Annotated in this window: 15 protein-coding genes and 1 pseudogene; 6 read left to right on the top strand and 10 right to left on the bottom strand. The window is 60.1% G+C overall.

Annotation, left to right across the window (positions count from 1 at the left end):
• The 3 genes and pseudogenes from AC1D11_RS22025 to AC1D11_RS22015 all read left to right on the top strand — a co-directional run.
• Positions 1 to 188, top strand: a pseudogene (locus AC1D11_RS22025) (porin); the annotation flags it as partial.
• A 59-nt stretch (positions 189 to 247) separates the two neighbouring features.
• A complete protein-coding gene (locus AC1D11_RS22020) occupies positions 248 to 1429 on the top strand; it encodes an ABC transporter substrate-binding protein (RefSeq protein WP_477650565.1) in 1182 nt (393 codons plus the stop codon).
• A gap of 18 nt (positions 1430 to 1447) precedes the next feature.
• A complete protein-coding gene (locus AC1D11_RS22015; RefSeq protein WP_477651366.1) occupies positions 1448 to 2248 on the top strand; it encodes an IclR family transcriptional regulator in 801 nt (266 codons plus the stop codon).
• 33 nt (positions 2249 to 2281) lie between these two features.
• Here the strand turns inward: AC1D11_RS22015 and AC1D11_RS22010 are convergent, their stop codons facing one another.
• The 4 genes from AC1D11_RS22010 to AC1D11_RS21995 form a co-directional block, all read right to left on the bottom strand.
• Entirely contained in the window at positions 2282 to 4153 is a 1872-nt protein-coding gene (locus AC1D11_RS22010; protein WP_477651365.1) for a CocE/NonD family hydrolase, read from the bottom strand.
• A 92-nt stretch (positions 4154 to 4245) separates the two neighbouring features.
• Positions 4246 to 5844, bottom strand: coding sequence for an ABC transporter substrate-binding protein (locus AC1D11_RS22005; protein WP_477651364.1), 1599 nt, complete (start codon positions 5842 to 5844; stop codon positions 4246 to 4248).
• A gap of 259 nt (positions 5845 to 6103) precedes the next feature.
• Complete coding sequence (locus AC1D11_RS22000; protein WP_477651363.1) at positions 6104 to 7102, bottom strand: aldo/keto reductase; 999 nt, start codon at positions 7100 to 7102, stop codon at positions 6104 to 6106.
• A gap of 59 nt (positions 7103 to 7161) precedes the next feature.
• Positions 7162 to 7569 (bottom strand): MerR family transcriptional regulator, encoded by a 408-nt coding sequence (locus AC1D11_RS21995; protein WP_477649663.1) that lies wholly within the window; start codon positions 7567 to 7569, stop codon positions 7162 to 7164.
• A 153-nt stretch (positions 7570 to 7722) separates the two neighbouring features.
• On the opposite strand from AC1D11_RS21995, the gene AC1D11_RS21990 reads away from it, so the two are divergent.
• The gene (locus AC1D11_RS21990) at positions 7723 to 7980 is read left to right on the top strand and encodes a hypothetical protein (RefSeq protein WP_477649662.1); all 258 of its coding nucleotides are present in this window, start codon (positions 7723 to 7725) and stop codon (positions 7978 to 7980) included.
• Between the two features lie 21 nt (positions 7981 to 8001).
• Here AC1D11_RS21990 and AC1D11_RS21985 read toward each other — a convergent pair whose 3' ends face one another.
• Positions 8002 to 8415 carry a hypothetical protein gene (locus AC1D11_RS21985; protein ID WP_477651362.1) on the bottom strand — a complete coding sequence of 138 codons (414 nt, stop codon included), beginning with the start codon at positions 8413 to 8415 and terminating at the stop codon, positions 8002 to 8004.
• Between the two features lie 154 nt (positions 8416 to 8569).
• Here AC1D11_RS21985 and AC1D11_RS21980 point away from each other — a divergent pair, with 154 nt between their 5' ends.
• A complete protein-coding gene (locus AC1D11_RS21980) occupies positions 8570 to 9139 on the top strand; it encodes a DUF1439 domain-containing protein (RefSeq protein WP_477649660.1) in 570 nt (189 codons plus the stop codon).
• Between the two features lie 25 nt (positions 9140 to 9164).
• Here AC1D11_RS21980 and AC1D11_RS21975 read toward each other — a convergent pair whose 3' ends face one another.
• The 4 genes from AC1D11_RS21975 to AC1D11_RS21960 all read right to left on the bottom strand — a co-directional run bounded on the left by AC1D11_RS21975 (position 9165) and on the right by AC1D11_RS21960 (position 12542).
• The gene (locus AC1D11_RS21975; RefSeq protein WP_477649659.1) at positions 9165 to 10049 is read right to left on the bottom strand and encodes an NmrA family NAD(P)-binding protein; all 885 of its coding nucleotides are present in this window, start codon (positions 10047 to 10049) and stop codon (positions 9165 to 9167) included.
• A 211-nt stretch (positions 10050 to 10260) separates the two neighbouring features.
• Complete coding sequence (locus tag AC1D11_RS21970) at positions 10261 to 10758, bottom strand: hypothetical protein (protein WP_477649658.1); 498 nt, start codon at positions 10756 to 10758, stop codon at positions 10261 to 10263.
• A 429-nt stretch (positions 10759 to 11187) separates the two neighbouring features.
• Positions 11188 to 11835 carry a hypothetical protein gene (locus tag AC1D11_RS21965; protein ID WP_477651493.1) on the bottom strand — a complete coding sequence of 216 codons (648 nt, stop codon included), beginning with the start codon at positions 11833 to 11835 and terminating at the stop codon, positions 11188 to 11190.
• 143 nt (positions 11836 to 11978) lie between these two features.
• Positions 11979 to 12542 carry a hypothetical protein gene (locus tag AC1D11_RS21960; protein WP_477649656.1) on the bottom strand — a complete coding sequence of 188 codons (564 nt, stop codon included), beginning with the start codon at positions 12540 to 12542 and terminating at the stop codon, positions 11979 to 11981.
• 173 nt (positions 12543 to 12715) lie between these two features.
• Between AC1D11_RS21960 and AC1D11_RS21955 the strand changes: the two genes are divergently transcribed.
• The gene (locus AC1D11_RS21955) at positions 12716 to 13894 is read left to right on the top strand and encodes an NAD(P)/FAD-dependent oxidoreductase (RefSeq protein ID WP_477649655.1); all 1179 of its coding nucleotides are present in this window, start codon (positions 12716 to 12718) and stop codon (positions 13892 to 13894) included.
• Positions 13895 to 13989: 95 nt separating this feature from the next.
• Here the strand turns inward: AC1D11_RS21955 and AC1D11_RS21950 are convergent, their stop codons facing one another.
• Positions 13990 to 15006 carry an aldo/keto reductase gene (locus tag AC1D11_RS21950; protein ID WP_477649654.1) on the bottom strand — a complete coding sequence of 339 codons (1017 nt, stop codon included), beginning with the start codon at positions 15004 to 15006 and terminating at the stop codon, positions 13990 to 13992.
• Between the last annotated feature and the right edge of the window lie 99 nt (positions 15007 to 15105).

Below are 15105 nucleotides of genomic sequence, written 5' to 3'. Positions count from 1 at the left end.
CCAACTACATCCGCAAGGATGTGCAGAGCGACCCTGCGGGCAAGCTCAAGCGCTTCCAGGCGGGCTACTCCTACAAGATGAGCAACCGCACTTCGCTGTACGGCTTTTATGACCGCACGGACCCGAACAACCGGGTTGCCAATGACGTGATCCGTGTTTACGGCGTGGGCATTCAGCACAACTTCTGAGCGCCAGGAGCTGGCGTAACTAGCTGATACGCAAAGCCCGCCTCCGGCGGGCTTTTGTCATGGACAACAGGAACGCCCTGGACGGGCTCCATCATTTTGAAAGCATGGGTATGTCACTTAAACATTGGATCAGCGCAGGCATTCTGGGAGCGACTTGTGCCGTTGCCTCATCCGCTCCGCAGGACATCGTGATCGGCCAGATCGGCCAGCTTAAAGATCCGAATTCCGCGGCAAGCCAGGTCAAGGTGGGCGTGCAACTGTATTTCGACGTCGTCAACGAGCGGGGTGGCGTTAACGGGGCGAAACTGAAACTTGTCACCAAAGACCGGGGACCGGACGGGACGGACTCAGTGGAAAAAACACGGGAAATCATCCAGGAAGAAAAGCCTGTTGCATTGATCGGATTTTCTGGAACTGCGCCTGTTGAAGCGCTGGTTCAGGAAAAGGTGCTGGCCGCGGCCGGCATTCCTTTGGTGGGACCTCGAACGGGCGCCGTATCGCTTCATCAACCGGTGAACCCCTGGATTTTTCACACGCGGGCCAACTACGCCCAGGAGGTGCAAAAGATTGTGTCCCACATGAGCATCATTGGTCACAAACGCATCGCGGTTCTCTACGAGAAGAGCCCGTTTGGCATTGAAGGTTACGACCGGGCTCTACACGCGATCAGGGGAAAAAGCCTTCAGCTCTCGGGCAGTGCAAGCTACGAATACGGCACGACCAATGTCAGTGAAGCGGTCGCTACGATTCTCAAGGCCAAACCCGACGCGGTTATTTCGGTGGCGACGAGTGCTGCGACCGCCGAGTTCTACAAGAATTTTCGCCAGGGCGGAAGTTCGGCGTTTGTCGTAGCCCTTTCTGTCACCGACGGTGCCGCCGTCGTGAAAAGAATCGGCAAACAGGCCGCCTACGGCTTGGGCATAGCGCTGGTGGTGCCTGATCCCTCCAGCAAAACTTCCACACTCATCAGGGAGATCCAGGAGGACCACAAGAAATTCGGCGTCCCGGGGTCTGATTTGAACCTGGCAGTGACCGAAGGCTACATTGCGGCCAGGGTGCTGACCGAAGGCCTGAAACGCGCCGGACCGAATCCCACTTCTGCGAAGTTGAAACGATCCCTGGAGTCATTGAGGGATCTAAATCTCGGCGGATTCTCCATCAACTTTTCTCCGATAAATCACTCGGGCTCGACTTATGTCGACATCATCGTACTGGGCCCTGACGGTAGAATGCTCCGCTAAGACAAACACGCCCGCTGAGTGGAAATTCAGCGGCAGAAAAAGGCAATGGACTATAACGTAGCGTCGGTAGATGAAGCACTCGGCTTGTTGATGCTTGTAGCCCAGAATCCCGGTCTGGGTGTGACCGAGCTTTCCAAAAGATCGGGAATTACCAAAGCCAGGGCGTTCCGCCTTTTGAGCACGCTGGAGCGGCGCGGTTTCGCGCAGCGATCGGGTGACGCGGCGACCTACCATCTCGGCTACAACGCATTGCTTGTTGGGTTGGCTGCCGACGAACAGGTCAGCCTGGTCAGGCAGGCCAGCAAATATCTTCAGCAGCTGGCCAGCAAATTCAACGAGATTGTTCAGATCCGTGTCCGTGACGGGTTTGAATCTGTCTCCGTGGCCCGATGGGACTCTACCCATGATGTGCGCATCCATGGGTCCGTCGGCATGAGGCGGCCTCTTCATGGCGGTGCTTCGGGCAAGGTCCTGCTGGCCTATGCCCCCGCAGAGTTTCTGAACGAATTTTTCGCCCAGGACTTTCAGAAGTTCACGCCCAACACCATCGTTCAACGCGCCAAATGGAACGAGGAGCTGATCAAGATCCGCAAGCAGGGTTACGCCACTTCCCTGGGCGAAATCACGAATGAGGTGCTTTCGGTGGCGGCACCGGTGCGCGACGGAACATCAAAAGTCATCGCCGCAATGGCCATCTCCATTCCTTCAAGCCGCATCACGGCCAAGGGGCTGGAGAAGCTGGCCAAGCCGCTGTGCGCGGCTGCCTACGACCTTTCGGTTGAGCTCGGATATCGTCGCTCCGACGCCTCTGCCGATTAGCGACGGCGCACCTGGCGTGGTGCGCTGCAGCCGTTATTGAGAACGCTTCGGGATCACTGGAAGCACCACATGCGATGGATGCTGGCTGCTCATGTACACCTTGTTGAGAGCTACTCTGCTCGTCGTTGCCTGCGCCTCAGGATCCCCGGTGTTCGGGTTGACGTCAAAGTGCGGGAAGTTGCTGCTCGAAATGTCTACCCGGATGCGATGCCCCGCCTTGAACAGGTTGCTTGTCGGAAACGCCTCGATGCGGATGGGGTACACCGTTCCAGGCGTCATCAGCTCCGGGTGCTCCCAAGAGTCCCTGTACCTCACCCGCAGAATTCCGTCGGTGAGGTTCATGGCGAAACCCTTTGGGTAGTCTTCGCTTTGCGGATACACATCGACCAGCTTGATGGTGAAATCCGTGTCCGGGCAGTCGGAGGATATCCACAAGTTCGCCACCACCGGCCCTGTAATCTCGACATCCTCCACCAGCGGTTCGGTCGAAAAGGCAAGCACATCTTCACGGTCGGTCAGTGGGTAAAACGGTTCTGCGCAACCAAAGAAGCGCTCATCGGTCGTCTGGTCAAATGCGCCGGCCAGTATTCCGGGTGGACGTGAAACCACGCTGCCGCCCAAGGTGGGAACCGAATTTTTGGGGTCGAACCGGTACGCCAGCGCACCATGATGTCTCTCTGGAAGAGAGGGGGACAGCGAACGATCAACCTGAAGATGGTAAGGCGTCCACTGCGTATCCGGAATCGGCCAGTCCTGCTCAGAACGCCAGGTTCCGCCGTGGTCAAGACGCCCCTCGCTGTTTTTTCTGCCGGAGCCGCCGCCCATCACGAACAGCCTGACATCTGCATTGCCTTCAGCGGCCGGAAGGCCTTTGAGCCAGTGGTCAAACCATTTGAGCCTTGCTTCAAGAAAGGTCGCGGCGACGTGATTGCCAAAAGTGGATTGTTCGCCGAAGTCCACGTCACCTGAATAGGTCAGCCACCTGTTTCCGTGCACCCACGGACCAAAAACGAGCTTTACCGGAGCGCCGATTTTCTTGAGGCTGACGTAATTTTCGGCAGCGGTGCGCGTATATACGTCATACCAGGAAGACATATGGACTGTCGCCACATTCTTGAGGTGATGGTAGAACCCCTCCGCATAAATTCCGGGCTGCTTCCAGTACGCATCGAACGTCCCACGCTCCCATTGATCGAAGAGAAACTCTTCGTACTCAGGCGCTTCGGACAGCGGGGAATTCCCGCGTCGCCACGGCATTCTTCTGAACCAGTCGTCGACGTCGATATTCTTCAGGGTGCTGGCGACTGCCGTATTTTCCGATCGCTGGGCAATGCTCGATGCGAAGAGAACGGCCCACGCGGCCTGCTTCAACTCATATGCCCCCCCCTGCCGGATGCCGCTTTGATAGCCATTTGAAAACCCCCCGGAGTCGACATACATGGCCAGCAGGCCAGGTGCGCCGGTAGACGCAAGGGCCATTTGCGTATGTGCCGCATAGGAAAGGCCCTTGGTTCCAATTCTGCCGTCGGACCAGGGTTGGCGCACGATCCAGTCACAGGTGTCATGGCCGTCGTTGGCCTCGCTCAGATACTTCGTGAATGTTCCTTCGGACCCGTATCTGCCGCGGCAATCCTGGTACACAACGATATAGCCCTGGGCCACAAAATACGTTGCCACCTCTTCGCGCGACATGGGGCGCGTGCTCCCCGGTTCGCGTTCGGTGCGGCTTTCAAGGTGCTTCCCATAGGGAGTGCGTTCCATGATGACCGGGAGTGGTTTCGGATCTTCTCCCGCCTCTTGTCTCGGGCGATATATATCGGTCGAGAGCCTTACGCCGTCCCTCATCGGCACCATCACATTGCGTTCAATCACCACAGCAAGATTGCTGAACGTCGAGTCTTTCATTGATTACCCTGGTTCGGCTCGGATTGGAGCGCCACCGGTGCTGACACCAGCACCGGTGACCCCCTCACCTCACCCCTATTCGTTGATCTGTTTTACTTCGAAGCTGCGTCCTTGATGGCGCTGGCTACCGTGTAGCCATCACTTCGCGGGACCATGCTCAGGCCTTTGCGCAATCCCCATGCCACCTTTGCGTTATGCACTGGAATGATGGCAACGTCCTCCGCGGCAAGCCTGGCGGCCGTTCGCTGCAGCTCTTCACGTTCCTTGTCATTCAATGTCTTTGACGCAGAGCGGATCGCTGCATCGAAATCCTTGTTGCTGTACCGCCCGTAGTTGTTGGCTCCGGTCCCCTGGGCCTTGTCAAAGGTATGGACGACGGCGGTGTAAGGCTCCAGCGAATCACCGAGGATCGCACCGATGCCAAACATGGCCAGGCTGAATTCGGGCTCGCCGCCGGCTCCACCGCCTGTCGCCCGGGTAACAAAGTTGGCGTAGGGGAGTGTCCTTGCGTCGGTTTTTATCCCCGCCTGGGTCAACATCTGGGCAATTGCTTCGCAGACCCGTGCGTCGTTGAGGTACCGGTCATTGGTGCAGTGCAGAACCACCTTGAATCCGGAGGGGTAGCCTGCCTCGGTCAGCAAGGCTTTGGCCCGCGCCGTATCTCCGGATTGAAGCTTCAGTGCGGGCTCGTGGCCGGAAAAGCCGGCTGGAACGATCTGCGTCGCTGGTTCCGCGTCGCCTTTCATGACGAACTTGTTGATGGCGTCCCTGTTGATGGCCACTGTGATGGCCTGGCGGACTCTTTTGTCCTGGAACGGGTTCTTGGTCAGCGGTTTCCCATCATGACTGGTGACATAAGGCGAAACTGCCCGGAATTGGTCCATGGACAGGTAATTGAGTAGATAGGAGGTCGTAGAGACCACCGACACCTTGTCGCTTTTCTTCAAGGTCTCACTCAAACCACCGGCAGCGCCATCAATGACATCGACGCTGCCGCCCAGCATTGCCGCCGCTCTCGCCGGTTCTTTCGGTATGAATTGATAAATCACTTTCGACCAGGCCGGTTTTGAGCCCCAGTACGTGTCGTTGCGCGTCATGGTCACTTGCTGGCTCGGGATGAGGCCCGCATACTTGAAAGGACCGGTCCCCACCGCTGCCTTCCCGCTCTCAAAGTCCGACTCCTTGATCTCCGCACCGCTTCCTTTCGGAATAATGGCGACGATACCCACGCTTTCAGGCAGGGTCGGGGCGGCTTCTTTCGTCTTGATGGTGAGCGTCAGCGGGTCCTGCACCCGGATACTGTCGATCGCCCTCAAATAGGTCTTGTACGTTCGCGGGCCGGTCAGCGCCTTGGCCCTGTCGAGCGAGAACTTCACGTCATTGGCCGTCATCGGCTCACCATTGTGAAATTTGACGCCGGGGCGCAACTTGAATTCCCATTGTTTTTCGTCTATCGCCTTCCAGGACAAAGCCAGCAGAGGAACGGGATGCAGTTTTTCGTCCTGGCCAACCAGCGAGTCGTAGACGTTCATCCAGACGCTGCGATTTGCGGCGCCCAGAACGTGGGGATCGGCAGAAGTGACTTCAGCCTTGAACCCGATCCGTAAATCGGCAGCTGACGTCATACCCGAAAGCGTCACAGCCACAGCAGCCGCCAGCAACCGGCGGGGACAAATTAGTGCGATTCCCATTCTGAAGCTCCATGAAGTTAGGCCAGGCCTTTACAGCAAGGCAAATACAAATGTATCGTTGAATGATACATCGTATTGTTGTACGATACAACAACTCCGGGATTTTCGCTGTACCGGCCTTACAGAATCATCAGGCGGCGAGGGACTTTTGACCAGAGGGAACACAGAACCGGGACGCTTCACGGAATAGAACTCTACGGCCCGGGTTCAGCGCAGGCGGAGCCCGCTGGCTTGCCCCCCATAAGGATGTCAGCCTGTGTCAGGCATTGACCGTGCCCAGAAACGACGCTGGGTAGCGCAGTCCGGCGGCCGCGTCGGGCGGGAAGGCCTTGTCGAGCTGGACCAGCTCGGCGGGGCTTAACGTGACGTCGAGTGCAGCGATGTTCTGGTCGAGGTAGCTGCGGCGCTTGGTGCCCGGGATGGGAATGATGTCGTCACCCTGCGCCAGTACCCAGGCAAGCGCCACTTGCGAGGTGGTGACGCCCTTGGCCGCGGCCAGGTCCTTGACGGCATCCACCAGGGCCAGGTTGCGCTGGAAATTCTCTTCGGCAAAACGCGGCGAAAACTTGCGGCGATAGTCGTCGGCGGGCAGGTCTTCAGGTTTGCTGAAGGCGCCGGTCAGGAAACCGCGGCCCAACGGCGAATAGGGGACAAAGGCCACGCCGTGCTCGCGGCAGGCGGCCAGGGCGCCGGTGACTTCGGGGTCGCGCGTCCACAGCGAATATTCACTCTGAAGCGCGGCGATGGGATGCACCTTGCAGGCACGCGCCAGCGTGGCGGCCGAGGCTTCGGACAAACCCAGATAGCGCACCTTACCGGCTTTCACCAGCTCGGCCATGGCGCCCACGGTCTCTTCAATGGGCACGGTTTTGTCGACGCGGTGCTGGTAATAGAGGTCGATCTGGTCGATGCCTAAACGCTTGAGACTGGCGTCGCAGCTGGCCTTGACGTATTCAGGCCGGCCATTGACGCCGCGCGCCGCTTCATTGGCCGGGTCACGCGTGATGCCGAACTTGGTCGCGATGAACACGTCCTTGCGGCGGCCGGCGATGGCCTTGCCGATCAGCAGCTCATTGGTGTGCGGGCCGTAAATGTCGGCGGTGTCGAGGAAATTGAGGCCGCGGTCGAGCGCGTGGTGAAGGGTGGCGACGGACTCGGCGTCGTCGCGGTTGCTGTAGAAGTCGCTCATGCCCATGCAGCCGAGGCCGATGGCGGAGACTTGTGGGCCGTTGCGGCCGAGGGCGCGGGTTTTGATCATGGTGTGTTTGCGTCGGGTTGAAGGGTTGGTTGAAAGGGTTGATAGACAGGGAGATGGGTTCAGGCGCGCTTCGGCACGGCGCGCAGCTCTTCATAGAGGCCGAGCTTCTTGCGGATGTACTGCAGGGTTTCGCGCTGGCTGCGGATACCGGCCTCCAGCCGCGCGGCGTGCGCTTCGAGCAAGGTTTTCCGCTCGTCCAGGCTGGCGGCGGTATTGCCTTTGCGCAGCAGTTGGGCGTAGCGCTGCATGTCACGCATCGACATGCCGGTGGCACGCAGACGCACCAGGAAGTCGAGCCAGCGCATGTCGGCTTCGCTGTAGCGGCGCGCGCCGCTGCGCCGGTCGATGGGCGCGATGAGGCCGATCTGCTCGTAATAGCGCAGCGTGTAGGCGCTCAGCCCCGAGGCTTCTGCGGCTTCAGCAATGGTTAAGGAGATGGTGGGGTAGCCAATGATTGCGGTGGTCATGAAAGGGACTGTAAAACTTCGAGCGCACTCTAAGTCAAGCCCCTTTTTCGCACAGGGTGTTTGGCTGCCGCGGCCATCGAAAACGGCAGGCAAAAAAACTCTGCATCCTCAGCGGCGACAATGGGGGACATCCTGCAACGCAAGAGCACCCCCATGACCCAAGCCCAAGACCCCAACCGCGCCAGCGAACTCAAAAAGATGGAACTCTGCGACTCGTGCGCGGGCATCCAGCGCAACTGGCGCAAGGCCCCGGGCCACCCCGAGCTGGTGCAGGGCGACCCGCGCCATGAAACGCGCCGCCACGGGCTGATCACCATCACCCGCTACAAATGCGACCGCTGCGGGACGGCGTGGGAGTATGAGAACGACAAGACCAACCAGAAAGCCGGCTGGTCGGTGGTGGGCCGCTAAGGCGACTCAAGCACAGGCGGCTTACCGCTCTGCGTTGGCGCGCTTGATGAGCGCATCGCACTCGGCGCGAAGCTTCTGCAGCTTGTCTTTCCCGGCATGAAACACCTTGTCGTCGAGCGCACTGACGGCCTTCTTGCCCGAAAGCCCAGCAAGGTAAGACGCTGTTTCAAGGGCGTTTTTGCAGGGTCGGAATTGCTCGAATGGATCGGAACCCTGAATCGCCGAAGGCCACTGCCTGCGCTGCCCGTCCAGCGCGGCCTGGGTCAGACGCAGCCGCTGGGCGTACTTCATGGCTTCGGGCTCCATGGCCCCGATGGCGTATTCATTGAGGACACGCTGCGACCTGATCGCCAGGGCCAGCGCATCCTGCTCGCCCTTGGTGGGTTGCGCCGTCGCCAGCGTGGCGGCCGGAAACAGCAGGAAAGTCAAAAGCATTCGCATCAGGCCGACCATACAGGAATATCAAACCGCGCCCGCTGTTGCCGGCAGCTTAACCTTCATCGGTTGAACGCTGACCCTGATACGGGCTTTTGAATGACATGTGCGGCGGAAGGCCAGGCGCACTATTCCTGGGCTGAAAGGACAATGAATGAAACGAAGACTGCTTCTCGCCACCACCGCACGGCTGTGCCTGGGTGGCGCTGTGTATTTCACCCTGCCAGGCGCACAGGCCCAGCCCAGCTACACCGTCAGCATGGCCCAGCTGCAGGATGCAGTGGCCAAGCGTTTTCCGGTGCGCAAACGCGCCAACGGCCTGCTGGACATGACCGTGCAGGCACCGCAGCTGCGCCTGCTGCCCGAACAGAACCGGCTGGGCGCCGCCATGGCGGTGGAAGCCGCCGGCCCGGCATTGCAGCGCGCCTACCCCGGCACCTTTGACCTGGACTTTGCGCTGCGCTACGAAGCCAGTGACATGACGATACGCGCGCACCAGCTGCGCGTGAACACGCTGCAGTTTGACGGCCTGCCGCCGCAGGCGTCGATGCTGGTGTCAGGCTATGGCCCGCAGCTGGCGGAACAGGCACTGCAGGGCGCGGTGCTGCATTCGCTCAACCCGCAGGACCTGGCACTGCCCAACAGCATGGGCGTGCAGCCAGACCGGATCACCGTGACGGCGCGGGGGCTGGTGATTGAATTTGTGAACAAGCCGCTGAGCTGAGCCAGCAGACCGCCGCGGTAGTGCGCTAGCGGCGCTGCTCGCCCACCAGCGCCTGCACATAAGCGCGCAGCGAGGTGCGACCGCGGACAGGCGCATCGGGCACGGTGTAATGCCGGTCCAGCGTGATTCCTGTCATTGCCGCATACGACCTGGCCGCGGCACTTGAAAAGCCCATGGCCCTGAAGGCCTCTTCCCATTTCTCGCGCGGCGCAACGCGCACCGAGACGGGTTTTTGCAGCGCCTCTCCAAAGGCCGCGGCAACATCGCCTGCGCTGTACTGCTCTGGCCCTTCAACATGAAAGAGGCCGGTTTTGCCGGCGGGCTCGGTCATCAGCCGCGCGGCGAACTCACCCAGGTCTTGCGGCGCCACCATGGGCAGCTTGAAATCTGCCGGGTACATGGAATCGATCACACCTTCATCTTGCGCGGTCTTCAGCGCTGCATCCCAGTTGCTCATGTAGTAGGCCGCGCGTATCACGCTGAAGGGCACGGCTTGTGCCTCCAGTGCTTTTTCCATGTCGTAAAGGATGCCCAGGTCGCCCGCGCGCTGAACGGGCTGGGCGCCATAGGTGGACTCGGCCACGATCTTCTCAAAGCGTGTACCTTGGAGTGCCTCAATGATGGACGTCGCCGTGCTGCGCTCTTCGGCATCGGTGTCGGTTGAAGGAGCCGCCGGCGGATTGAGCAGAAAAAGCCGCGTGCCCTGCTGGAAGACTTTGCGCAGCGCGGGCACGTCGTGAACGTCGGCCAGCGCGACCTTCGCGCGTTGGGGCACGTCGTATTTGGCCTTGCCTTCCCGGCCGGATTTTTTGGGGTCGTGTGTGACGAGCGTCACGGGCTCGCCCGCGCTGATCAGGCGTTTGACCAGCGCCGAGCCGACATGGCCTGTTCCGCCAAGAATGATGTGCATGGGAATCTCCTGGTGTCAAAAGTTCCATGCTCGAGGCAGGCTAGGCTCCCCAGTGACAGCCACTGGAGCCCTGGAAAGTCGGAATGCGCTGACAAGGGATAAGGCGGACTGCGACGCAATGCGGTCACAAGGAGACAGGCAAAAAAAGACAGGCCGGAGCCTGTCTTTTTGGATCAGCGGGTGTCAGCGGGCACATGGCCCGCGTTGCCGCTTACTTGGTGCCGGCTGCCTTGACGTCGGTCTTGGCTTCTGCCTTGACTGCACTGGTGTCGACAGCAGCGTTGGCCTTGTCGGCGGCGGCTTTGGCCTTCACGGTATCCACCTTTGCGTTGGCATCGATGGCGACGCCGGCTGCTTTGGCATCTGCCTTGGTGGTGGCCTTTTCAGCTTTGGTATTGGCCTTGGCTTTGTCGTCAGCGTCTGCCTTTTCAACCTTGGCTTCGGCCTTTGCTTTGGCTTTAGCGGCCTTGGCATCTGCCTTCGCGGTTTTCTCTGCAGCTTTGGCTTCTGCCTTTTCGACCTTCGCATCGGCCTTGGCGTCTACCTTGGCTTCTTTTTTAACAGCAGACGTCACAGACTTGTCGGCCTTGGCTTCAGCCTTGCTGGCAACCGGAGCGGTTTGCGTGGACGATTCGACAGGTGCCGGTGTTTGTGCAGAAGCAATGCCGACAAACAGGGTAGCAATAAGAGTAGCGAGCAATTTGTTCATGAGAGAGTCCTTTGAATGGATGGATGATGGAAATTATTGTTATCACGTAGCCCGTGTTCAACGGGATGGGGTGCGGCACTGTTGACCAGGCATACACACCGTTGCACAACACACCTGCGCCTTACATCGCTTGTCGCTGTATGGCGACAATACCGCCTCGTTTTGGGCTGGCCTGTAGGATGTGGCGCTTCCACCGTGTAATGAATAAAGCCCGCGGCATCCACACAGGTTGTTATCGTCAGTGGTGGCGTTAGCGGCAGCGTCATCGCTGCTTTCTGGCAATGCACCCGCGTTCGACGAGAGCATCACTGATAGTGACCCCATCGGACTTGATCAAGAGATAGGGCCACTCAACGGCTACTGGCACAACGACGCACAACCGAAACGCGCCGCCACCAAGGCGAAGCATGCTTTCGCCAGGCAGCTTTCTCAGGGGTTCAGATGGAAGTGAATGGCAGCGTCCAGGGCCCGGTGCAGCGGATTCTTTTGATCCGCCTGAGTGGGCTTGGTGGGGGATACGGTGCGCGTGAAGCGACGCCGCCCCTGCGATTCGCTTTCGATGAAGATCACGAACGCCGAGGTGCCTGCTTTGAGTTCGGTTTCGGTGTAGAAGGCGCGCTTGTATTCGTTCTCGCCTGAGAGCGCGGCATAGCTCGCTGCATCGACCAAGGTATGGACGGTTTCACCTTCGCGCTTGACTGTGCCGCTTGTTATGGCGGCACCAATGGCACCTCCCAGTGCAGCACCCAGCGCCGCGCTTTTGAGTTCCGCGCGATAGTTTGAATACACCGCAAAGTGATGCAACCTGGTTGGAGGGACAGGTCCGGCACCATACTTTTCCTGCAGACGATGGGAAAACAGCCGGGGGCCGGTGGGGTCTGTGAGGTCCTGGGCCAACCGGAAATAACCGTAGCGATCACTGGTAATCAGCAGGCTAAAGATTTCGCGAGTGCCTTCGTTCTTCGGGCGCAGGTCTTCGACCGGTGTCCGGGCCGACGCCGCGAGGTTCTCGACAGGCAAAGACACCGGGCCTGTGGCGCAGCCCACCAGGGCGAGGGAAGCCAGGAAAGCCAGCAATAGACGCATGGGCATGAACTCCGGTAGTTATCGGCTGATGGCGACAGTCGCCGCCTGCGGGATATTTGGTGCGGTGAGACAGGGTCAATGGCGGAAGGTCAGGCCAACCATTGACCATCGCTTCGATCGAGCGGCAGGACGCACTATTTCGCGGGCGACGTTGAAACAACGTCCTTGACGATCACCTCCGAGACTGTTCGAACCTGCTTGGGGGTGACGGCTGAGAAGATGCCCTCCCAGGCGCTCGAGGAGGTATTGAATTTTTTGGCTCCGAACGACTTGTTCGAAGGAAGCTCGATGTACTGGGCGTCAACGTCCATGTACGCGTTTCCAACCAGCAAGCCCAACACGTATCGCTTCGCTGTAGACACATACTTGAAGTCGTTGACGGTCAAGCGGACAAGGATGGAGGCGTTCGCGGGAATTGCGGCTTCATCCTTGGCAAAGACGAATGGGACCTTCGCGGTTTTGGCGGACTCGGCCAGCGACTCCTTCCATTCTTCCATGAACGACGGCCAATCAGCGTTGCTTCGTACGGCCTGGCTGCCGCTGACGACCGCGACGAGCGCCCCGGAGAGCGCTTGCGCTCGAGGTGTCGCCGCAGACGGCGAGGATGCCGCAGTCGGTGACTGGGTGACCGTCGCAGCGCAACCCACAAGAGAGGCGATGGCGAGGCACAGGATGAGGCGTTGGATGAGTTGTTGCATTTGAATGTGTGAGTTATAGGGAGCGCCCTGGGCGTACGCGATCATATTGGATGGATACGGACGCACCGCAAACGCGGAGTCCCTGATGCTGAAACAGCACGCCGACCAAAAACCAGACCCACCGCGGCCTGTAGGATGTGGCGCTTCCACTGTGTAATGAGTAAAGCAGCAGCATGAACCCTGAAGCATCCGCACAAAAGATCGTCATCGTCGGCGGTGGCGTGATCGGCAGCGCCATCGCGTACTTTCTGGCAACGCATCCACGTTTTGACGGCAGCATCACGGTGATTGAGCGAGACCCGACCTATGCGCAAGCCTCTTCGGCGCTGTCGGCCAGCTCGATTCGCCAGCAGTTTTCGCAGCCGGTGAACATTGCGGTGTCGCAATTCGGCATTGATTTTTTACGCAACATCAAACAGCACCTGGCCGTCGATGGCGATGTGCCTGATATTGGTTTGACCGAGCGCGGCTATTTGTACCTGGCCACTGAAGCCGGCGCAGCCACGCTGCAGGAGAACCACGCGACACAGCGCGCAGCCGGTGTCGATGTGATGCTGATGACGCCTGCCGAGTTGCAGAAGCGCTTTGCGTGGCTGCAGGTGGACGACCTGGCGCTGGCGTCGCTCGGCCTTTCGGGTGAGGGCTGGTTTGACGGTTATGGTTTGCTGATGGCCTTCAAGCAAAAGGCGCGCAGCCTGGGTGTGCAGTATGTGAAGGCCGAGGCCACGAGCTTTGCGCACGGCAACGGCCGCGTGAGCGCCGTGATGCTGCAGGGCGGCGCGCAGCTGCCGTGCGACTGGGCCGTGAATGCGGCGGGTGCATGGGCGCGGCCGCTGCTGGCCGGCACGGGCCTTGACCTGCCGGTGTATGGGCGCAAACGCTGTGTGTATGCATTTGCCAGCCCCGCCAAGACGCCTGACTGCCCGCTGGTGATTGACCCGAGCGGTTTGTGGTTTCGGCCCGAAGGCGACATCTGGATTTGCGGCCTGCCGCCGGCGCAAGACCACAACGATGTGCCACTCGATGTGGACTACGATCTTTTTGACGAGGCCTGGCTGACGCTGGCCAAGCGCGTGCCGGGCTTTGAGGCCGTGCGCATGCAGCGCGCCTGGGCCGGCTACTACGAATACAACACGCACGATCACAACGCGCTGCTGGGGCCGCACCCGGCCCTGCCGAATTTGCTGCTGGCCAATGGCTTCAGCGGGCACGGGTTGCAGCAGTCGCCGGCGGTGGGGCGGGGCCTGGCGGAGTGGATTGCCGAAGGCGCCTACACCAGCCTGGACTTGTCACCGCTGGCGGCGCAGCGGCTGGTGGAAGGGCGTGCCTTGGTAGAGAAGAACGTGATTTAAATTTCACGCCCCTCGTTTTCACACCGGCGGTTGCTACTGAATTGATAGCTGCTTGCGCTCGACCTGCATGGGTTGCAGGCCAATTTCGCATCAATTTACGCCTGCTTTTCGCTGTCCAGGTGACCCATCTGGTAGGCGCCGTAGCGTGTGCCGGCCACCGCGTCGGCCGGCAGCGCGGCTTCAATGCACTGCAGGTCTTCGGCGCTGAGTTTGAGCTTCAACGCGCCCAACGCTTCATCGAGCTGGGCTGGCTTGCGGGAACCGACCAGCGCCACCATGTCGACGCCCAGCGCCTGGCCGCGTGCGATGACCCAGGCAATCGCCACTTGTGATGCCGTGGCGCCCATGCCGGCGGCCAGCTGGTGCAATACATCAACGAGCTGCTGGTTTTTCACCGCGTTGTCGCCGGTAAAGCGCGGCAGGTGGGCGCGGAAGTCACCAGGCCCCGTGGGTTTGGAGCCCGACAGCAACCCGCGTGACAGCACGCCGTAGGGCGTGACGCCGATGCCGAGCTGCTTGAGCACGGGAAAGATTTCTGCCTCAGGGCCACGGCTGACCAGTGAATATTCAATCTGCAGGTCGCTGATGGGGTGCACGGCGTGCGCCTTTCGGATGGTCTGTACGCCGACTTCGCTGAGGCCGATGTGGCGCACATAACCGGCTTTGACCATGTCGGCCATGGCACCAATGGTGTCTTCGATCGGCACGTTCGGGTCAAGCCGCGCGATACGGTAGATGTCGATATGGTCGGTGCCCAGGCGCTGCAGCGTGTAGGCCAGGAAGTTCTTCACCGCTTCGGGCCGGCCGTCCATGCCGATCCAGCCGGCAGACGGGTCGCGCAGCGCGCCGAACTTGACGGAAATCAGCGCCTCGTCGCGCCGGCCTTTCAGCGCCCGGCCGATCAGCATTTCGTTGTGGCCCATGCCGTAAAAGTCGCCGGTGTCGATCAGGTTGACGCCGGCGTCGAGCGCGGCGTGAATCGTGGCGATGCTTTGCGCCTCGTCGTGGGCGCCGTACATGCCCGACATGCCCATGGCGCCCAGGCCAATGGCTGAGACGGATTGCGGGCCGCGAAAGCCCAGGCGGGTGGGGGAAAGGATATTCGTGTTCATGGGGAGCCTTTTCGTAAAAAGTGGATCAGTGTTTGGATGGGCAGATAAGAGAGCAGGTGAATGAACTGTATTGGTTTGAATTAAAAGAATAAACTGCCG

Source organism: Polaromonas sp. P1_E11 (assembly GCF_056405995.1).
This window is presented reverse-complemented; position numbering and strand designations above follow the sequence as displayed.